Annotated in this window: 21 protein-coding genes; 8 read left to right on the forward strand and 13 right to left on the reverse strand. The window is 67.0% G+C overall.

The window, feature by feature from the left end:
* Positions 1-17: 17 nt before the first annotated feature.
* Positions 18-1487: an FAD-dependent monooxygenase gene (locus tag AC1ROX_RS04380; RefSeq protein WP_493122793.1), complete on the reverse strand. Its 1470-nt coding sequence runs from the start codon at positions 1485-1487 to the stop codon at positions 18-20.
* A 271-nt stretch (positions 1488-1758) separates the two neighbouring features.
* Here AC1ROX_RS04380 and AC1ROX_RS04385 point away from each other — a divergent pair, with 271 nt between their 5' ends.
* Positions 1759-1971 carry a cold-shock protein gene (locus tag AC1ROX_RS04385; RefSeq protein WP_298311601.1) on the forward strand — a complete coding sequence of 71 codons (213 nt, stop codon included), beginning with the start codon at positions 1759-1761 and terminating at the stop codon, positions 1969-1971.
* An 84-nt stretch (positions 1972-2055) separates the two neighbouring features.
* On the opposite strand, the gene AC1ROX_RS04390 is transcribed toward AC1ROX_RS04385, so the two are convergent.
* Positions 2056-2322: a hypothetical protein gene (locus AC1ROX_RS04390; protein ID WP_493122796.1), complete on the reverse strand. Its 267-nt coding sequence runs from the start codon at positions 2320-2322 to the stop codon at positions 2056-2058.
* A gap of 121 nt (positions 2323-2443) precedes the next feature.
* On the opposite strand from AC1ROX_RS04390, the gene AC1ROX_RS04395 reads away from it, so the two are divergent.
* A complete protein-coding gene (locus tag AC1ROX_RS04395; RefSeq protein ID WP_493122798.1) occupies positions 2444-2659 on the forward strand; it encodes a hypothetical protein in 216 nt (71 codons plus the stop codon).
* A gap of 4 nt (positions 2660-2663) precedes the next feature.
* Here AC1ROX_RS04395 and AC1ROX_RS04400 read toward each other — a convergent pair whose 3' ends face one another.
* From AC1ROX_RS04400 to AC1ROX_RS04410, 3 genes are all read right to left on the reverse strand, one after another.
* Complete coding sequence (locus tag AC1ROX_RS04400) at positions 2664-3341, reverse strand: haloacid dehalogenase type II (RefSeq protein ID WP_493122800.1); 678 nt, start codon at positions 3339-3341, stop codon at positions 2664-2666.
* Positions 3342-3351: 10 nt separating this feature from the next.
* The gene (locus AC1ROX_RS04405; RefSeq protein ID WP_493122802.1) at positions 3352-4080 is read right to left on the reverse strand and encodes a glutathione S-transferase family protein; all 729 of its coding nucleotides are present in this window, start codon (positions 4078-4080) and stop codon (positions 3352-3354) included.
* Between the two features lie 193 nt (positions 4081-4273).
* Positions 4274-4984, reverse strand: a complete 711-nt coding sequence (locus tag AC1ROX_RS04410; protein ID WP_493122804.1) for a hypothetical protein — start codon at positions 4982-4984, stop codon at positions 4274-4276.
* A gap of 386 nt (positions 4985-5370) precedes the next feature.
* Between AC1ROX_RS04410 and AC1ROX_RS04415 the strand changes: the two genes are divergently transcribed.
* A complete protein-coding gene (locus AC1ROX_RS04415; RefSeq protein ID WP_493122806.1) occupies positions 5371-5670 on the forward strand; it encodes a hypothetical protein in 300 nt (99 codons plus the stop codon).
* Positions 5671-5700: 30 nt separating this feature from the next.
* On the opposite strand, the gene AC1ROX_RS04420 is transcribed toward AC1ROX_RS04415, so the two are convergent.
* Positions 5701-6282, reverse strand: a complete 582-nt coding sequence (locus AC1ROX_RS04420) for a TetR/AcrR family transcriptional regulator (RefSeq protein ID WP_493122808.1) — start codon at positions 6280-6282, stop codon at positions 5701-5703.
* Positions 6283-6459: 177 nt separating this feature from the next.
* Between AC1ROX_RS04420 and AC1ROX_RS04425 the strand changes: the two genes are divergently transcribed.
* Entirely contained in the window at positions 6460-6594 is a 135-nt protein-coding gene (locus AC1ROX_RS04425) for a hypothetical protein (protein ID WP_493122810.1), read from the forward strand.
* Between the two features lie 33 nt (positions 6595-6627).
* Positions 6628-7395 carry an NAD(P)-dependent oxidoreductase gene (locus AC1ROX_RS04430; RefSeq protein WP_493122812.1) on the forward strand — a complete coding sequence of 256 codons (768 nt, stop codon included), beginning with the start codon at positions 6628-6630 and terminating at the stop codon, positions 7393-7395.
* A gap of 28 nt (positions 7396-7423) precedes the next feature.
* Here AC1ROX_RS04430 and AC1ROX_RS04435 read toward each other — a convergent pair whose 3' ends face one another.
* From AC1ROX_RS04435 to AC1ROX_RS04445, 3 genes are all read right to left on the reverse strand, one after another.
* Positions 7424-7690 carry a GlsB/YeaQ/YmgE family stress response membrane protein gene (locus AC1ROX_RS04435; RefSeq protein WP_493122814.1) on the reverse strand — a complete coding sequence of 89 codons (267 nt, stop codon included), beginning with the start codon at positions 7688-7690 and terminating at the stop codon, positions 7424-7426.
* A 102-nt stretch (positions 7691-7792) separates the two neighbouring features.
* Complete coding sequence (locus tag AC1ROX_RS04440) at positions 7793-9010, reverse strand: MFS transporter (RefSeq protein WP_493122816.1); 1218 nt, start codon at positions 9008-9010, stop codon at positions 7793-7795.
* Positions 9011-9062: 52 nt separating this feature from the next.
* Positions 9063-10517 (reverse strand): MFS transporter, encoded by a 1455-nt coding sequence (locus AC1ROX_RS04445; protein WP_493122818.1) that lies wholly within the window; start codon positions 10515-10517, stop codon positions 9063-9065.
* Between the two features lie 71 nt (positions 10518-10588).
* Between AC1ROX_RS04445 and AC1ROX_RS04450 the strand changes: the two genes are divergently transcribed.
* Together AC1ROX_RS04450 and AC1ROX_RS04455 are read left to right on the forward strand one after the other, a co-directional pair.
* Positions 10589-11563 carry a Bug family tripartite tricarboxylate transporter substrate binding protein gene (locus AC1ROX_RS04450; protein ID WP_493122820.1) on the forward strand — a complete coding sequence of 325 codons (975 nt, stop codon included), beginning with the start codon at positions 10589-10591 and terminating at the stop codon, positions 11561-11563.
* Between the two features lie 21 nt (positions 11564-11584).
* Positions 11585-13345 carry an NAD(P)-binding domain-containing protein gene (locus AC1ROX_RS04455; protein ID WP_493122822.1) on the forward strand — a complete coding sequence of 587 codons (1761 nt, stop codon included), beginning with the start codon at positions 11585-11587 and terminating at the stop codon, positions 13343-13345.
* 95 nt (positions 13346-13440) lie between these two features.
* Here the strand turns inward: AC1ROX_RS04455 and AC1ROX_RS04460 are convergent, their stop codons facing one another.
* On the reverse strand, positions 13441-14631 hold the full coding sequence (locus AC1ROX_RS04460; RefSeq protein WP_493122824.1) for a GntT/GntP/DsdX family permease: 1191 nt from the start codon (positions 14629-14631) through the stop codon (positions 13441-13443).
* On the opposite strand from AC1ROX_RS04460, the gene AC1ROX_RS04465 reads away from it, so the two are divergent.
* On the forward strand, positions 14630-15856 hold the full coding sequence (locus tag AC1ROX_RS04465; protein ID WP_493122826.1) for a glycoside hydrolase family 5 protein: 1227 nt from the start codon (positions 14630-14632) through the stop codon (positions 15854-15856). The two genes, AC1ROX_RS04460 and AC1ROX_RS04465, sit on opposite strands and share 2 nt — an antisense overlap.
* On the opposite strand, the gene AC1ROX_RS04470 is transcribed toward AC1ROX_RS04465, so the two are convergent.
* From AC1ROX_RS04470 to AC1ROX_RS04480, 3 genes are read right to left on the reverse strand one after another with little or no spacing between them, the layout of a single operon-like run.
* Positions 15839-17077 carry a hypothetical protein gene (locus tag AC1ROX_RS04470; RefSeq protein WP_493122828.1) on the reverse strand — a complete coding sequence of 413 codons (1239 nt, stop codon included), beginning with the start codon at positions 17075-17077 and terminating at the stop codon, positions 15839-15841. The two genes, AC1ROX_RS04465 and AC1ROX_RS04470, sit on opposite strands and share 18 nt — an antisense overlap.
* A complete protein-coding gene (locus tag AC1ROX_RS04475; protein ID WP_493122830.1) occupies positions 17074-17970 on the reverse strand; it encodes a hypothetical protein in 897 nt (298 codons plus the stop codon). Before AC1ROX_RS04475 ends, AC1ROX_RS04470 begins: the two co-directional genes overlap by 4 nt.
* Positions 17971-17977: 7 nt before the next feature.
* The gene (locus AC1ROX_RS04480; RefSeq protein WP_493122832.1) at positions 17978-19024 is read right to left on the reverse strand and encodes a glycosyltransferase family 2 protein; all 1047 of its coding nucleotides are present in this window, start codon (positions 19022-19024) and stop codon (positions 17978-17980) included.
* Positions 19025-19286 lie beyond the last annotated feature (262 nt).

A 19286-nucleotide genomic window follows, 5' to 3' on the forward strand; every position in this document is an offset into this window, starting at 1 on the left:
TCTTCTTGTTGCGGCCTTCAGTTGGCCAGCGCCGCCAGATAGGCCTCGGCGAGCGCGGCGTCCTTGGGCGCGCCGGCAAAGCCTACATAGCCATCGGGCCGGATCAGCCGCAGCGCCGTCGCGTGCGCGGGATCCGGTGCGGGTGCGGCGACCGCCAATTTCGGAAACTTCGCGGCGAGGTCGGCCACGAGGTCGGCCGGCCCCATGGCTGTGAACCTGTTTCCGCCCGCGCCGTCGGGCAGCCGGTGCGGCCAGCGTTCGCCCGACTTCGGTCCCTGGGCGAGGTGGCCGTTCCGTGCGGTGAGAGGGCTGTCGGGATAGCCGATGTCCATCTCGGCAAGCTGGTCGGCCACCTTGTGCTGGACCTGCGGGAAGCTCGCCGCAAAGCGCAGGATCGTGTTGCGGATGTCCTGCAGCAAGGGATTGGTGAGCGTCGCGGCTTCGGTGAGGCGGCCGGCATTCTTCAGCACCCGGTCGCCGACGGCCGTGCGCTCCACCGAGTAGCTGTCGAGCAAGGCGGGCTTCGCGGCGCCTTCGATGACGAGCGCCAGTTTCCAGGCAAGATTGAAGGCGTCCTGCATGCCGGTGTTCATGCCCTGGCCGCCCGCCGGGCTGTGGATGTGCGCGGCATCGCCGGCCAGGAACACGCGGCCCTTGGAATAGTCCCTGACCTTGCGCTCGTTGATGCGGAAGGCCGCCAGCCACACCGGGTTGGACATCACGATGCCCGGCGAGCCGCGATGCGCCATCAGGGCGTTGATCTCCTCGAGGGTCGGATCGGGATGAACCTCACCGTCCTTGGCCGGGCCGAGATTGGCGATCACCCGCCAGCGGTCGCCGACGATCGGGAAGAAGGCCAGGATGCCGTCGCGGTGCCAGAAGATGTGCAGATGATCTTTGGGGTCGAGGCCCGCGATGTGGCCGTCGGCGAGGGCCCAGTGGGACTGGAGCGTCGAGCCCTCGAAGGCGAAGCCCAGCCCGTGCCGCACCGCCGAGTGGGCGCCGTCGCATCCGACCAGCCAGTCGGCCTCGAGTGTCTCCCGCTCGCCGTCGGCCCTGGTGAGCACGGCTTCGACGGAAGAGCCCTTGTCGGTAAAGCTTGTCAGCTCGACCCTGCGCTCGACCGTCACGCCCGCGGCCGCCAGTCTTTCCTCGAGCACCCTCTCGGTCTCGCTTTGCGCGATCATCAGCGCATAGGCGAAGCGGCTGTCGATATGGTCGAGCGAGACCCGGGCGACCACCTGCTTGCCGGTCGAGATCTGCGCGCCGTGCGCCTGCATGCCGGACGACATGAAGTCATTCGCATAGCCGGCATCGTCGAGCAGTTCGAGCGTGCGGCTCCACAGGACGAGCGCCTTGGACTTGTCGGTGCGCTCCGCTGACTTGTCGACGATGCGCACGGAAATACCGTGCCGCACCAGCTCGTTGGCGAGGGTGAGTCCCACCGGGCCCGCACCTGAGATGAGCACTTTCGGATTGCCGGCCATGTGAACTCCCCCGCTGCTCGCCGCGGCGGAGCTTAGCCGCCCCCGGAGTTGCGGCCAATCGGTCCTTGCCAAACCTCCGGCAAAAGCCCATATGCAGCCGGTCGATAGACGGACAGACGATTTGGTCCGCGTTTCCGGCCTCGCCGGTAAGCCCGATCCCGAACTTTGATCCCGAAAACCAGTGCGAATTCGACGGCCGGCTGCGCGTTTCCTTTGTTTTCATCGGGGCGCCGCGCGGTTCAGCATATCTAAAGTAGTGAAAGGGTTACCCATGGCGACGGGAACCGTGAAGTGGTTCAATATTCAGAAGGGCTTCGGCTTCATCCAGCCGGACAACGGCGGTGCCGATGCCTTCGTGCACATCAGCGCCGTCGAGCGCGCTGGCATGGGCACGCTCAACGAAGGTCAGAAGGTCGAGTATGAACTCGTCTCCGACCGTCGCAGCGGCAAGATGTCGGCCGACAACCTGAAGTCGGTCGGCTGATTACGGCGGCTGCCGGTAACGGCAGCCTCGTAGCAGCGAGATTAGCCCCGCACCCTCTGGGTGCGGGGCTTTTCGTTGGACTTATTACTGACGCGGCTGCGCCGGGGCAGCGGGCGTAGCAGGTGCGGCCGGCGCGGGTTGCTCGATCGTCACGTCGATCTTGCGGTCGGGCGCGCGGGCTTCATTCGGCGCCTTCAGGCCAGGCATGCCCATCGCGAAATAGCCGACGGCCAGGACGGCCACCAGCAGGGCTCCGACGATGAAGGACAGGCTGCCATTGCCGCCGGCTGTGGCGGGCGGCACGACGGGCGTGACGTTCACGTTGGTCGGTCGGCGATCGTAGTCGGACATGACGTTGCCTCCCTGGCGTGTGTGGGTACTCCAGACAACGCACGCTCCCTGCAGGCGTTCCCGACGGGGAATACGCACGAACTTTCCAGGTCGACGGGCCTGAACCGATATGGAGGCCCCGATGGGCAAAAAATCCAGCAAGCGCGCCGAATACGTGCTGTTCAACGTCACCTACGAAGACGGCAGCCAGCGCTCTAACCGCCGCGTGCCCCTCGATGCCCTCGAAGGGCTCGAAAAAGACCTGCCGGCCCGCGCGATCATCGAGGAGCAGGATCGCGAGGTCGCCGAGAAGTCGGGCAAGCCGGCTCTCGCCATCAAGACACTCGTGCGCGCCTGATCCTTCAGGCGAGGATCAATCGCGAGGCTTCGGCGACATCCTTCACCTCGGTGAAGGGCAGCCATTGCGGATCCGCCGTTTCGGCCCGCCGGTTCACCCAATAGGCGCGGATGCCGAGCGCCTTGCACACCGCCATGTCGAGCGGCTGGCTCGCCGCGACGTGCACCGTCTGATCCGGCGTCACGCCCAACACCTTGTGGGCGTGATGGAACAGCCGCAGGTCGGGCTTGTAGGCACGGGCCTGCTGCGCGGTGACCACCGCGTCGAGCGCGAGGCCGAGGCTCGGCAGGCTGCCGGCGATCAGGTGGTCGTCGGTGTTGGAGATGGCCGCAAGGCGCCAGCCGCCGGCCCGCATCGCGGCGAGGGCGGCCGGCACGTCGGCATGCGCCGGCAGCCGTGACAATCCTGCGATCAATCCATCGACATCGGCTTCCGCCATCGCAAGCCTGACGCCCGTCAGCGCGAACCGCAGGCTCTCGCGCAGCACATCGCGATAGGGCCGCCAGGGCGGCGTGTCGCGCAGCCTTCGTCCCTCGGCATGGAAGGCGTGAATGAGCGGCACGAGATCCATCGCCGGCTGGCCGTGGCGCGTGACGATGGCGCGGAAAGCCGCTTCGACGCCTTCGTGCCATTGCACCAGCGTGCCGTAGAAATCGAAGGTGATGGTGCGTGTGCCGCTCATCCCGCGCCCCCTATCCTGTAAAGGAGCCGATCTTGGCAGTGGTGAAGGCCGGGCGCGACTGGATCGCGGTCCACCAGGCGGCGACCCTCGGATGCTTCGCCGGCGTGATCTCTTCCGGCGCGATCTCCTCGTCGATCCGCTTGATGAAGGGCATCGCGCCGATGTCGGCCAGCGAATAGCTGTCGCCGGCCAGCCACCGGCTCTGGCGCAGCGTCTCCTCCATGCGGTCGACCAGCCCGACCTTCAGCTTGTTCCGTGCTTCCTGGCGCTCTTCCTCGGTATAGGGTTTGCGCGCCGTGCGCAGCCACGCCTCGCGCCGCTCCTTGCTCGGCACGTTGGCGAGCTTCTCGGCCAGCTCCGCATCGGACCATTGCGAGGCGACCTTGGCCATCGAGTGCGCCCAGTTGAAGATGATCAGGTTGCCGATCAGCCCGTCGACATGGCGGATCCAGTTGCGCATCACGGCGCGGCCGTAGGCATCGGCCGGCCGCAGCGACGGCTCGGGCCAGGTCTCGTCGATATATTCGCAGATCGTGCCGCTCTCGTAGAGCGAGCGCCCGTCCTCGAGGATCAGCAGCGGGATGACGCCGTTGGGGTTGAGTTTCAGGAAGGAAGGCGCGTGATGCTCCATCTTCGTGAGGTCGATCACCTTGCTCTCGAAAGTGAGACCCTTTTCGGCGAGGCACAGCCGCACCCGCCGCGACGCCGACGACTTCCAACCATGATAGAGCGTTAGCACTGTGCTTAATCCCCCGATGACGACAACGGGCCTCGTGGCCCTCATCGTTCTTAACCGAACAAAGCCGGGGGTGCCCTTGCCCCTGTGGATGGGCGGGGCGCTTCCGTACGTTGTCGCAGAATGGTCGCGGATCGGTGCATCGGAGGTGAAGGACCGGCGATCCGTCCTGCGGATCGCCGGCCGTCTTGCAGAGCTAGTGACGCCTGCCGCCGCCATTGCCGCCATTGAACGCGGCCCGCGGTTGCGCCGGTGCGGAGACCGGCATCGGACGCGCCATCTGCGGCTGGGTCTGCGGCTGGCCGTGTGATCCACCCTGCCAGCCTGTGTTGCCGTTCCAGCCATTCCCTTGAGTGCCGTTATGCGACCACCCGCCGGGCTGGCCGCCGCTGGTCGGTGTCGTCGGCGTCGAGGGTGTGCCCGGCGCGTGGCCGTTCCATCCGCCCTGATTCCAACCGCCCTGGTTCGAACCACTGTTCCAGCCACCCGGAGCATGTGCGCCGTTCTGCCAGCCGCCGCGCCCGTCGGCCGAGTTCCAGCCATGCGACGGGCCGCCACGGTCCCAGCCATTATGCTCACCACGATCCCAGCCATAGTGGTTGCCGCGATCCCAGCCGCCTCGATTCCATCCGTTGCCGTTCCACCCGCCGCCGTTCCATCCGCCGGCGCGCTGGCCGTCGGCGCGCTGCTGGTGAATCTCCCGGCTCTCGCGATCGAGCATGCCGTCGAGGCGCTGGCGCTCGTAGCCCGACACATGCCCGTCGGCGCGGGCACGCGCTTCGTAGTTGTCGATGCGTCTCTCGCCTTGCTCCAGCCGATAGGTCTCGCCGCGTGTCAGCGAGCCGTCCTGAATCCCGTTGACGATGCGTTGCTGTTGCTGGGCTTCGCGCCCATCGATGCTCCCCATCGATTGAGCGGACGCGCTGCCGGCGGCGAGCACGCTTAACGTAAGCACGGCGTAAGGAAGACTGCGGAGTTTGGTCATGGTTTCCTCGGTGCGTGAGACGGTGAAGGATTCACCGCCTTCTCGCGGCTACGGCCACGATCCGCTCGCCATCCCTCGATTCCGAAGAAAAAAGCTGTTCGACCGATGGTCGAGTTCATATCAAATGCACAACCACAGGAAAATCACACCGTTGCGCGATGGTTGTGACCAAGCGGTGGCCGAGATCGCATTCGGCGATGTCGTCGCGCCTCGTCGCGTAACGCCGATGTTGGGATGCCTCAACATTGGAGACGACGATGACTGGCCTCAAGCTACGCATGTTTCTGTCAGCCGCGATTGCAGGTTCCATGATTCTCGCCGGCGCCTCGGCCGCGTCGGCGCATGACGATCGTCACGACGAGAGATGGGAGCACGAGCACCATGGCGATTGGGATCATCACCTGCATCGCGGACCGGATCACTGGCGCCCGGTCGTACAGCATGTGCGCGAGATCTATGTCGAGCCGCCGCCGCGCATCGTCTACCAGCGCCCGCCGGTGATGATGATGCCGGCGCCCGTCTACCAGGCGCCCGCCTATCAGCCGCCCCCTTATCAGTCACCCGGCCCGTCGAGCATGAACTTGAACTTCACGATCCCGCTGCGTTGACCGCCCTGGCGGCAGGCCGCCGTCGTCCGCTCAGGGCGTCGGCGGCAACAGCCGGTCGATGGCGCGGATCCACACGTCGCGCGCCTCCTCGGCGCTGAGGCCATGGCGCTCGCGCATGCGGCCCCAGCTCTCGAAATCGGTCAGCGCCTCGAGCGTGATCAGCAGCGGCGTGCGCTCGGCCTGCGGCAGGGTCGACAATTCGGGCCCGTACATCAGCATCAGCCTTGCCCATACCGCGTCGCGCATGCGGTCGATCCGCACCGTCAGCAGCGCCGATTCGCGTTGGTTGTGCAGCAGCGCCCGCCACAGCGGCAGCCATTGCTCGCAGATGCCGGCGCGCGTCTCGACCTGGGAGCGGATGCGCGCCGCGCGATCGCCGTCGACGTCGCGGACGGTGGCCTGGGCCAGCCCGGCGGAAAATGCATAGTCCGCGGCAATGAGGCTGAGCGCCAGCAGGTCGTCGAAGCGCTCGAAGATCGAGCGCACGGAATAGCCGGCGCGCTTGGCGATTTCGGCAGCCGTCGGCACCTCGGGGCTCTCGCGCAGCAACGCGAGATAGGCCTCGATGATCAACTGCTTGGTGCGTTCACTGCGCAGCCGCCTTCCGTCCATGCGGCCATCCTTTGCCGTCGCCCTTTTGCCGAGCAGCACAGTTTCCTGACCGTCTTCCAATTTTCTTCGTGTCCCGTTCTGCTGCCAGTCATTTATTTTGCCGCCTTTCCGGGATCTGGGCCAGCACGCTTCGTGCAAACTGATGCAACGGCAAGTCCCGCCCGGCGTTGAGCCGGCATGACCCAATCCCCCACCTCTCCCACGCAGAAGTCCAACATCTCGACCAAGCAGATCGCCAAGGACGCGGTTCGCGGCGGCCCGAAGTCCGTGAAGAAGGACAAGCGTCCGACCGGCCAAGGCCAGAAGGGCTAGGAGAGGCGGGACCGGCACCTCCGGCCGCGCGCCATGCGTGTCGCGGTCTTCAGCACCAAGCCCTACGACCGGCACTTCCTGGACGCCGCCAACGTGTCGGCGCGCCACGAGCTGGCCTATCTCGAACCCCGCCTCACCTGCGACACGGCCCCACTGGCCCAGGGCGCGACCGCCGTTTGTGCCTTCGACTTCGCGCTGGAGGGATTGCTGGGTTTAGACATGAAGGGGCGCACCGTCGGTGTCGTCGGTACCGGGCGCATCGGCGCTACCTTTGCTCGCATCCTGGCGGGCTTCGGCTGCACCATCCTTGCCGTCGATCCTGCACCCGATGCCGCCTGCATCGCGGCAGGTGTGCGCTATGTCGACTTGCCCGAGCTGCTGGCCGCGGCCGACATCGTCTCGCTCCATTGCCCGTTGACGCCCAGGACGCGTCACCTGATCGACGCCGCGGCGCTGGCCCGGATGCGCCGGGGCGCGATGCTGATCAACACCAGTCGCGGCGCGGTGATCGACACGCCGGCGGTGATCGCGGCGCTGAAGAGCGGTCGCCTCGGCTATCTCGGCCTCGACGTCTACGAGGAGGAGGCCGACCTCTTCTTCGAGGATCTGTCCGACAAGGTCATCCAGGACGACGTCTTCGCCCGGCTCCTGTCCTTCCCTAACGTTCTCGTCACCGGGCACCAGGCCTTCTTCACCGCCGACGCCCTGCACGGCATCGCCGGCACCACGATCGCCAACATCACGGCCTTCGAACGCGATGGCCGGGCCGTCCACGAGATTTCGGTCGAGAAGCTCGCCTGACGCCCCGCAGGGCGCAGGGGAGCGGGCTCTAAGCCCGCCGCCCGCGCACCAGTCCGACGATCAGCAGCAGGATGATCGCACCCAGCGCCGCGAACAGGATCTGGGAGAGGAGCCCGCCCCCCAGGTTGAGCCCCAGACGGGGAAACAGCAGCCCCGCGAACAGGGCGCCGGCGATGCCGACCAGAAGGTCGCCGACCAGCCCGAACCCGGTGCCGCGGACGACCTTGCCGGCCAGCCAGCCGGCAGCGATTCCCACGACGAGAATGACGAGAATGCTTTCGGCCGACATGTTCATGGTGAATTCCCCTGGCCGTCCCGCGGACGTGCAGCACATCGGCTCAAGGTGAACGCGCCGGCCCTCCTCGTGTTGCACGCGGTCGGTCTGTTGCTGCAGCGGTCAAGCGGCAGGCGGCACGGGCGGCTTCCTCCGCAACGCCCACACCATCGCCCCCGTCAGTACCAGCCCCACCGCCGCCATCGCGATCACCGCACCGCGCGGGCCGAGAGGGCCGGAGAGCGCGCCCGCCGCGAGCTGGCCGAGCGGGCCGGTGCCGATGCAGACGGTGACGACGCCCATCAGCCTCGAGCGCATCTCGGGCGGGGCCTCGGTGAGCATCAGGGTCGACTGCATGTTGCCGAAGCCCGCCGTGCCGAAGCCGCCCAGCAGGAGCAGCGCGAAGGCCAGCCAATAGGACGGCGACAGCGCCATCAGGATGAGCGCGACCATGAACAGCGAGGCGCCGCCGGCGAAGGCGAGGCGGCGGTCCATGCGCACGATGCCGGCCGCGATCAGCGAACCGCCCATCAGCGCGCCCAGCGGCTCGCCGGCCGCGAGCAGGCCGACCAGCGCCGGCGAGACGTGGAACTCGCCCTGGCCGAGCGGGGCCACGAGGCCCGAATAGGCAAAGGCGAAGGCGTTGGTGACGACGGTGACGCCGAACACCAGCAGGATGGTGGGCCGCGTCCAGGCGAAGCGCAGCCCGTCGGCGATCTCGTGCGGGATGCGCAGCAGGTCGAGCCGCCGAGTCAGTTGGGCGTGCGTGAGGCCCGCGATGGCGAAGGCGCCGAACAACTGCACGAGGGCGGTGACGGTATAGGCGCCCTTCATGCCGAGCCATTCGAAGGCCATGCCGCCCAGCAGCGGGCCGACCGCGCGCGTCGCCGCCGAGGTGACGCTGTCGAGGGCGATGGCGTTCACGATGCGGTGCGGCCCCGCGACCTCGCCGACCATGCGCCGGCGGGTCGACATTTCGGTCGACCACATGATGCCGGAGACGAGATTGCCCAGCGCCACGTGCCAGACTTCGAGATGGCCGGTGACGGCGAGCGTCGCGAGCAGGGTCGAGATCAGCGCCGGGATGACCAGCGCCAGCATGAAGATCAGCTTGCGGTCCACCGCCTCGGAGATGGCGCCCGCGAAGGCGCCGAACAGGAGCTGCGGGATCTGCCGCAGCGCCACCACGACGGTGACGGCGAAGGCGGAGTGGGTGACCTCCCAGGCGAACAGGCCCGACGCCAGCAGTTCCAGCCAGCGCATGGCGTTGGCGAAGGCCCCCACCAGCCACAGCCTGAGAAAATCAGGCGAGCGCAACAACTCCCGAATCGGCGATTCCATTGCGCACAGGGTACTCGCCGTCTCGCGCCAAGCGAAGCCCGGCGTGGGGTTTTTACTTCCCGATCTCCTCGAGATTGACGCCAGCCGTCTCGATGCGGAACCACCAGGTGATGATGGCGCCGAGGAGGGACGTGAAGACGAGGACGGTCAGCAGGAAGTCGGTGCCGGCCTCGGCCAGCACCACCGGGAAGGTGAAGGCCGTCAGCACCGCGCCGATCTTGGCGAAGGCGGCGGCAAAGCCCGCGCCCTTGCCGCGGATGTTGGTCGGGAAGACCTCGCCGGCCAGCAGGTAGGTCTGCGCGTTGGGCCCAAGGTTGGTCATGAAGTTGAAGACCATGAAGCCGCCGAACAGCAGCAGCGTGCGCAGCGGCTCGTCGACATGCGACTGCAGCGCCGCCATGGCGAGCCCGACCGCGCAGCCGAGGAAGCCCAGGACCTGCAGCCGGATGCGGCCGACCCTGTCGGCCAGGAAAACGGCGGCGATGATGCCGACGATCAGCAGCGTGTCCACCAGGGCCGCGCCCTTCGCGCCCTCGAGATCGCGGGCGATGATGGCCGTCACGTTGTGGGCGTTGCTGATTTCCTTGCCGATCGTGTGCGAGAGGATCGTCGGCGTGAAGATGCCGATGCCGTAGGTTCCGAGATCCTGCAGGAACCACGGCACCGAGGCGAGGATGGTGGCGCGGCGGTTCTTCCTGTTGAAGAGGTCGATCCAGCGGCCGTGCCGGTGATGGCTGCGATGGAGGCCGTCGGCAAGTTCGGCCAGCCGCACCTGCTTGGGATATTGCGGCTTGCGCTTCAGCAGGCGCCGCAGCTCGCGCTCGGCATCGGCACGGCGGCCGCGGCTCATCAGCCATTGGCCGCTGTCGCTCACGAACAGGCGGGCGAACACGACGAACGCGGCCGGTATGATTACCACGGCGTACATCCAGCGCCAGGCGCCGAGCGAGGGATCGATGGTCAGGATCGCGAAGCCCAGCGCCGTGCCGACGAGCGCGCCGATCGCCTGGAAGGCGAAGGCGGCCAGCACCAGCTTGCCACGGTCGCGGCTGGGAATGCTCTCGGAGATCACGAGGTGCGCGGTCGGATAGTCGCAGCCCAGCGCCACGCCGACGCCGAACAGGCAGAGGACCAGCAAGGTGAAATTCGGCGCCACGGTCAGGCCGGCCAGGAAGAAGACGAAGACCAGCATTTCGATGACGAACATGCGGCGGCGTCCGTAGGTGTCGGCCAGTCCGCCCAGCGCCACGGCGCCGATCATGATGCCGGCCAGGGTGGCGGCGCTCACGATGCCCTTGCCGGTGGCCGAGAGGCCGAATTCCTCGACGATCAGCGGCAGGGCAACGCCGGTCATGAACACGACCAGGCCTTCGAAGAACTTGCCGGCGGTGGCCAGGGTCCAGATGCGCCATTGCATCTGGGTCATCGGCACGTTGGGGGTGGGGGTCCCGTCGGGCCATGACGGGGTCTGGTCGATATAGCCCTGGACGCTCTGAGGCTCAGTCATCTGGACAGATTACCCAGCGACGTTACGCTGGGGTGTCTGAAAAGCAAAAAAACGAAAATCGAGGAAACGCCATGAAGAGACGTAGCCTGCTCGTCGCGGCTCTCGCCGCGCCGTCGATCGTTCCCGCCGTCGCACTGGGCCAGGCGGCCTGGCCGAACAAGACGGTGAAGTTCATCTGTCCCTTCGCACCGGGCGGCGGCACCGACACGGTGAGCCGCCTGATGTGCGACGCGCTTTCCAGGAGCTTCGGCCAGACCTTCGTGGTCGACAACAAGGGCGGGGCGGGCGGCAATATCGGCACGGTCGAACTCGCGCGCGCGGCGCCCGACGGCTACACGCTGGGACTCATCTCGGTGGCCAGCCACACGCTGAACCCGATGCTCTACACAAGGCTGCCCTACAATCCGGACAAGGACATCGTGGCGATCTCGAGGGTCGCGATCCTCGCCAACCTGCTGGGCGTGACGCCGTCGCTGCCGGCCAACACCGTCGCGGAGCTGATCGCGCTCTGCAAGAAGGAGCCGGGCAAGTATTCCTTCGCCTCGTCGGGCCCCGGCACGTCGCTGCACCTGAGCGGCGAGCTGTTCAAGAAGCTGGCCGGCGTCGACATCATCCATGTCCCCTACAAGGGCGCCGGCCCGGTCTATTCCGACCTGATGGCGGGTGTCGTGAACATGATGTTCGCCAACATGCCCTCGATGCTGCCGCAGGTCCGTGGCGGCAAGCTGAAGGGGCTGGGCGTGACCTCGGCGCAGCGCTCCAAGGCGGCGCCCGATATTCCGGCCATCGCCGAGACCGTGCCGGGCTATGTCGCTACCTCGTGGTACGGCATCGGCGCGCCGGCCGGCACGCCCGAGCCGATCCTCGCCCGGATCGAGACCGCGATCGCCGAAGCGCTGAAGTCGGCCGACATCCAGAAGCGCTGGAACGACGATCTCGGCCTCGACCTGCCGCCGCCCGGCCGCGCCGGCTTCGACCAGTTCCTGGCCGAGGACCGCAAGCTCTGGGAGCCCGCGGTCAAGGCCTCGGGCGTGAAGCTCGACTGACCCTCATCCGGAGTAGCGTCGATGTCTGTTCAATTTGCCGAAGCCCCGGACGAAGTGGGCGAGATCGCGGCGCGCTGGCTCGATGAGTTCGGGGCAGCGCTTCAGGCCCAGGATGCGGCTTCTGTCGCGACGACCTTCATGCCCGACGGGCACTGGCGCGACGTGCTGGCCTTCACCTGGGACGTCGTCACCCATTCCGGGAGGACGGCGATCGAGGCGGCGCTGGGGCCGGTGCTGGCGCGCACCGCCGCGAAGGATGTGGCTGTCCCCGATACGCGCACGCCCCCGCGTCGCGTGAAGCGGGCCGGGATCGACTGTATCGAAACGATCTTCGAGTTCGAGACGGCCTTCGGCCATGCCAATGCCGTCGTGCGCCTCGTCGAGGCCGACGGCAGGTGGCGGGCCTGGTCGCTGCTCACCACGCTCGAGGAGCTGCACGGCTGGCCCGATGGACGGCCGCGCGAGCTGAGCGATGCCGAGCGCTACAGCCGCGACTTCGGCGGCGACAACTGGCTCGACCAGCGGCGGAAGGCGCAAGCTTATGTGGATCGCGATCCCGCCGTGCTCGTCGTCGGTGGCGGCCAGGCGGGCCTCGCCACCGCCGCGCGCCTGCGGTCGCTCGGTGTCGACACGCTGATCGTCGATCGCCACCAGCGCATCGGCGACAACTGGCGGCGGCGCTATCACTCGCTCACGCTGCACAACGAGGTGCACGTCAATCACCTGCCGCTGATGCCGTTCCCGCCGACCTTCCCGGTGTTCATCCCCAAGGACAAGCTGGCGAACTGGTTCGAGGCCTATGTCGAGAATCTCGACCTCAACTACTGGACCGACACGCAGCTCACCTCCGGCAGCTACGACGAGGCGACGCACCGCTGGACGGTGACCTTGAAGCGCGGCGACGGCACCGAGAGGATGCTGCATCCGCGCCACATCGTCTTCGCCACGGGCGTGAGCGCCATTCCGATCAAGCCGTCGCTGCCCGGGCTCGATTCCTTCACCGGCACGGTGATGCATTCCGGCGCCTACACCAACGGCGCGGAGTGGAAGGGGCGCAAGGCGATCGTGGTCGGCACCGGCAACAGCGGTCACGACGTGGCGCAGGATCTCTGCGCCAGCGGCGCCGACGTGACCCTGGTGCAGCGCAGCCCGACCTATGTCGTGTCGATCCGCGAGGCGCAGAAGGTCTATGCGATCTATACCGAGGGCCTGCCCTTCGAGGATTGCGACCTGCTGGCTGCGGCCTCTCCCTACGCGGTGATGCAGCGCGCCTACCAGCTCTCGACCGCCGAGATGCGCCGGGTCGACCGCGATCTCCTGTCGGGACTCGAGAAGCGCGGTTTCCGCCTGACCTTCGGCGAGGACGATACCGGCTTCCAGATGATGTATCTGCGCCGCGGTGGCGGTTACTACTTCAACGTCGGCTGCTCCGACATGATCGTCGACGGGCGCATCAAGCTGCTGCAGTTCGGCGACATCGACCGGTTCGAGGCGAATGGCGTGCGCCTGAAGGACGGCGCGGTGCGCGAGGCCGAACTGGTGGTGGTCGCCACCGGCTACAAGAACCAGCAGGAAACGGCGCGCGCCTTCCTGGGCGACGCGGTGGCCGACCGGATCGGTCCGGTCTGGGGCTTCGATGCCGGCGGCGAACTCGCCAACATGTTCAAGCCGACGCCGCAGCCCGGCCTGTGGTTCATCGCCGGCAGCCTGGCCCAGTGCCGCATCTACTCGCGCTACCTCGGCCTGCAGATCAAGGCGCGCGAGGAGGGGCTGATCGCTTAAGTTCGAAGCGTCTCATTGGAGCGCGCCACTCCAGTGGCGCTCAAGCCTTAAGGAAAAAGACATGAGCGCAACTGGAGTTGCGCGCTCCACTGAACCTAAATGAACTGCCGGATCGTCGCGATCACCACGAGCGCGCCGATCGCCATGACGGCGCTGCCGAGCGAGATGACGTAAAGCGCACGGCCGGGCGACAGGCGGCCCATGTGGGCGGCGATCCAGAAGAAGGGGTCGTTGACGTGGCAGATCGCCATCGAGCCGGCGCCGACGGCGGCGGCGGCGATGGCGCGGCCCGAGGCGCTGTCGAGGCCGAGGGCCGGCAGCATCGGTTCGACCATGCCCGAGGCGGTGAGCACGGCGGTGAGCGAGTTGCCCTGCATCGTCTTCACGATGGCGGCCGCCAGGAACGGCGTCAGCACGCCGTAGCGCGGATGCAGCGCGTATTCGGCCAGCAGCTCCGACATGCCGGTCTCGTCGAAGACGCGGGCCAGGCCACCCGAGGCGCCGACCGCCAGCAGCAAGGGCGCCCACGACCGGCCGGCCAGCACCGACGGCTCCCAGCGGCGGGCGAACACGACCGCCAGGGTGATGGCGATGGCGGTCAGCATCAGCGGCTTGGAGATGCCGATGTAGAACTCGCGCGAGCCGCCCTTGCCGAGCGGTTCGCTCGGCATCTGCGCCACCGCCTGCAGGACCAGCAGCACGAGGGGGATGCCGACGCAGAGCCACGCCCAGGAGAGCTGGCCCTCCGTCGGCTGCGACGGGACCTGCCGCGCGACATGCCACCAGCCCAGCGCCACGGCGACGGCCGCGACCGGCAAGGCGATCATGAACGCGGTGCTGATGTTCGCCTTCATGACCGAGGCGGCTGCAACGGCCAGCGGCGAGGGTGTCATGAGGGCGGCGACGGCGAGCAGGGTGAGGGCGAGACCCAGCGCGCGCCGCGGCGCGTCCTGTCCGGCCGGCTGCAGCAGCGCCAGCCCGCCCGAGGCCGAGGCGCCCAGTCCCGCCAGCAGTCCCGCGGCAGCGGAGGTGCCGGTGCCCAGCGGGGTGCGCAGCACCAGGCCGGAGACCAGCGCGCCGGCGATGACCAGCAGGCCGGTCTGCTCCAGCGCGGCGGTGAAGCCCAGCCCGAAGGCCTTGCCGACCGACTGGAAGGTCATGTCGGCGGCGATGCCGTAGACGACGACGGTCGCCATGATCGCGAGGAAGGCCGGCAGGCGGACGCGCTGGACCAGGAAGACGATGGCGACGACAGCGATCGGCAGAAGGAGCGAGGCAAGAAACATGACGGGACGAACCTTAGTGGCCTGCTACAGTCCCGTCATGCGCCTCCTCGTCGCTCTCCTGATGTTGCTCGGTCTCGCCGCCCCCGTTCACGCTGAGGCGCTGGTGCGCATCGAGGGCAAGAACTTCGTCGAACCCGATGGCCGCATCCTGCGCCTCAAGGGGATCAGCCTCGGCAACTGGCTGATGCCCGAAGGCTACATGTTCAAGTTCGAGGTCGCGAAGTCGCCGCGCCAGATCTACGGCGCCTTCGACCGCCTGCTGGGACCGGAACGCGCCGCGCAATTCTGGCGCCAGTATCGCGACAGCTACGTCACCGAGGACGACATCCGCTTCATCAAGTCGGTCGGCTTCAACATGGTCCGGGTGCCGCTGCACTGGCGGCTGTTCATGGGCGCCGACGGCGAGATCGGCGGCGAGGGCTGGTCGTTGCTCGACCGGGTCGTCGGCTGGGCCGCGGCGGCCGGACTCTACGTGATTCCCGACCTCCATGCAGCGCCGGGCGGCCAGACCGGCATCAACCACGATGACGGGCCGGGCTATCCGCTGATGTTCTATGTGCCGCGCGACCGCGACCTCACCGTGAAGCTGTGGCGGGCCGTGGCGCAGCGCTATCGCGGCAATCCCGCGATCCTGGGCTACGACATCCTGAACGAGCCGATCGCGCCCTATCACGACGTGGCGACGCTGAACGCGCGGCTGGAGCCCTTCTACAAGCGCGCGACGGCGGCGATCCGCGAGGTCGATCCCGAGCGCATCGTGATCCTGGCGGGCGGCCAGTGGAGCTCGAGCTTCGCGATGTTCGGCCCGCCCTTCGCCAGGAACCTCGCCTACACCTATCATTCGTTCTGGGCCTCGACGAAGCGCGACTCGATCCAGCGGCACCTGAACTTCGCCAACCTCCACGACGTGCCGCTGTTCCTCGGCGAGACCGGCGAGCTGACCGACGAGTGGAACGAAGGGTTCCGCCGCCTGCACGAGATGCACGGGATCGGCTGGTCGTTCTGGACCTACAAGAACCTCGACACGCCTTCGACCATCGTGTCGATCCCGCGCCCCGAGGGCTGGAAGGAGATCGTGGCCTATGCCGATGGCGCCACGAAGGAGAAGCCCTCATCGGCGCTGATCGACCGCGCCGTCGCGCAGTATCTCGAAGGCATCCGCTTCAGGAACGGCACGGTGCGCTGGACCTACCTGGCGTCGCTCGGGCTAAAGCGCGAGCCCTAACAGGCGCTGCAGGGCATCGGCCGTGCCTTGGCGGGGCCGCGCGCGAGCAGCCTCGGCCGTGGCCTCGAGAATGCCGGCCAGCGGGTCCTTCGTCGTGGCGGAGATCGCCGATGCCTGTGCCTTCAGCGTATCCAGCCGGCCGAGTGCGTCGACTGTCGCATCGGCGAGCCCATCGGAACTGTAGGTCGACATGGCAACGCCGTAGCCATCGTCGAAGGCCGGCCAGGCGAAGGCGCAGTCGGCAGGCGCCACGATGGGAATGCCGAGCTGTCGCGCCTGGCGGGAGATTGCCGAGCCTCGGACACGATAGGCTTCGGGATCGTAGGGCAGCAGCAGCAGGTCGGTGCGCGCCAGCAGGTCGAGATAGTCTGCGTCGGACAGCACGCCGCGGCGTATGGAAACGCGTGGCCCCAGCCGTTCGAGACTGTCGAAGATCCAGGCATCGTCCTCCGCATCCGATCCGGCGACGATGCCATGAACGGTAAAGCGCGATGTGGCGTGACGCTGCAGCAACTGGGGGATCGCCCCCGGCAACAGACGATACCCTTTCGAGCGATTTGCGAAGCCGGCGATCGTCAGCTGGGGATGGTCGTTCGCGTCGGAGGGAGACCCGTCGACGGCGGGCAGTGCGATACCGGCACCCGGAGCGACGCCTACGTCGAAGGGCAGCAGCTTGCGATAGAAGGCGGCTGTCGCTTCGGTCTCGCAGTAGGCTGCAAGGTTCTGACGGCCGCCAACGGCTTTGAGGAGCGCGGTAAAAGCGCGACGGGATTCGCCGTGGAAAGGAATGGAGGCGGGATTGTCGGGCGCGAGCTGGTGATGGGGACCATAGAGCAGCCAGGCCAGCACCTGCGGCGGGGGCTTCAGCGGATGGCGCCGCAATACACGCGCCACCGAGGCCGCCAGGACCTGGTCGCAGCAGGGGAGGATCAGGATATCGGGCCACGTCCCCAGGCGCTGCAGCGCCCGCGACAGCTCGCGGCTCGTGCGGGCGACACGGTACTCGAACTCCTTCGGACTGGAATAGTCCCGGCCATAGACCGGGCTGGCGAAAGTTGGCGTACAGGCGAGGTCACGCGCGATGTCGGGCGTCGCGGCGGCCGAACCGAGGCAGGCTGCTTCGATGCCCAGCTGTGAGAGTTCGACCTGGAGCCGATCGATCGCGGTGTAGTGATGGCCGCCGCGTGAATGTATGGCCGGGTCGACGATGAGCGTCTTCATGTTCGGGTGAGCAACGTGCGCCAGGCTGGACGGTAACGCTCGACAGTTTCGCGCAGCCGCATGGTCGTGCGCCACCGGAAACCGAACTCGGCGGAATTGTAGAGGTGCTGCTGCGGCGCCTGTACCCGCAGCTCGGGAAAAACGTGGAGGCGGCCACCGGCGCGTCCGATCGCTTCGTTGAACGCGACATGTTCGGATACTTCGCGGCCCTGCGCATCGAGACCGGCGTAGGCCGCACCGAGCGCATGGGACATGCGGTAGAGGCCGAGGCCGCCGAAGGCCGAGCGGACCTCGATCGGCGGCATCTGTCGCGGCAGCGCGATCTGGCGGGCGAAGACCTCGCGGAACTTGGCCGCTTCGAACGATTGGGAGGCGGGACGTTCCCAAATCCGGTGCCAGCAATCGTGCGGGCACCATGTCTCGTGCCGTAGCGCCCAGATATCGTAATAACGCGGTGCGGCACTGGCGAATACGGCGGCATGGTCTGGCGCAGCGTCAAGCCAGCCGGCCGCCCTTGTGTAGGCGTCGATGTCGAGGGGCACGGCGAGAACATCGTCCATGTCTGCGACGATCAGATGACAATGGTCCGTCCAGGCCGAGCCGCGAATTTCGTCGAGACAGGCATTGCGCGCATGGGCAATCCGCTCCGTCCGCTGCTTCAGCCGTCCGGCGAGGTCGCCAAGGTCGATGACCTTTCCCGCGCGACCCCGGTCCATCCAGTTCCGCAGCAGGGAAGCGGTCGAGTCGGTTGTATCGCTGACGGCGAAGACGAAGGCGGCTCGGTCGTAGAGTCGCGCCAGCCGCTCGATATTGCCCAGGAACGCCGGCAGCCAGGGGGCGCAGTTGCGCGCCGTGCCGACGAAGACGGCGCTGGTACGGATCGTCGATGTCACGCTGCTTTCAGCGCCCGCGATGCAATAGTCCCGCCAGACCCGAACGGCCGCTGCCGAGCAAGGTATGGGCTCTCGTCGACAGGGTGTCGACGAACCGGATCCACGCGCCCCTGGTGCTGTTCGAGCGGGCATCCAGGGCACGCTTCACCAACGCCTTCGAATTGGCGTGACGCCATTCCCCGAACGCGGCGCGAATGGCGGGCGCCTCCTCTTCGAGGACGCGCTGGACGAGCTGCAGGATGTGATTGCTGATCGGCTCCCAGTCCTTGGTCGAGGAATTGTAGGTGCCGCCCATGACCGAGGCGTTCGAATGCTTGTTGGCGCCATGCATGCGGTAGGCGTAGAGCGCGTCGTGAATGGCGACGGACCCTGTCAGCAGGCCCGCGAAGGTCGACAGGTAATAGTCGAGATAGAGCCTGAGGTCGTTGTCCGGAAGGACGAGCACGAGGTCCACGAAGCTGCGACGGAACATCATGCTCGCCATGCTGTTCGTGGCGCTGAGCGCCGTCCAGTGCGGGTGGAAGGTCAGCCGGCCATTCGAGGGAAAGGAGAATTCGCCGGTAGCAGCATCGATCTTCGGCACGACGGCGTTTTCGAAAACCTTGTTCGCGGGATGTCCGTGTTCGAACCACCAGGCGGTGCCGGCCAGCAGATGATCGTCGGCGTCGATGATATGCGAATCGCAATAGGTGAGCGCGACGGGAAAGTCGGCGTTCATGTGAACGCACAGATGCCGCTCGATGAAATTCTCGTACCACGCGTCGTCGGAATCGAGGAAGCCGACGAACGGCGTGTCCAGCTGCGCGAGGCCGCGCTTGATGGCGCCGGTTTGCCCGACATTGGTGTCGAGCCGGATATAGTCGAACCGCGAATCGTTCAGGCGCGACAGGCAGTTGCGGATTTCTTCATCCGAATTGTCGGTCGAGGCGTCGTCGACCACGATGGTGCGCAGGTTCTCGGCGGACTGCCGGCTGACCGATTCGATAGCCCGTCCCACGAAGGAGCCATTGTTATAGTTGGCAATCACCACACCGACCGGGGGTGCTGAAGGCATATTGACCGTTTCCGTCTACTGAATTGGTAACTCTTGAGGGCGATCGCACGGAATATGCGGCGGCCCGAAGATGGGTGAGGTTGGGGTGCACCGCAACCTCAACCCGGCGACTCTTAAGTAGAGGCTGCCATTCGCAATGTGTAGAGACTGTGAAATCTCTGTCAAAGCGGCTTTTTGCAGTCGGAAAAGAAGAGACAGCCGCAGTTTGCCGATGCTAGGTGGGCCTGCCGGCCCGCCGTCGGGGGACGACAGGGCGGCCGAC

The organism is Reyranella sp. GW821-FHT14A01 (assembly GCF_058803965.1).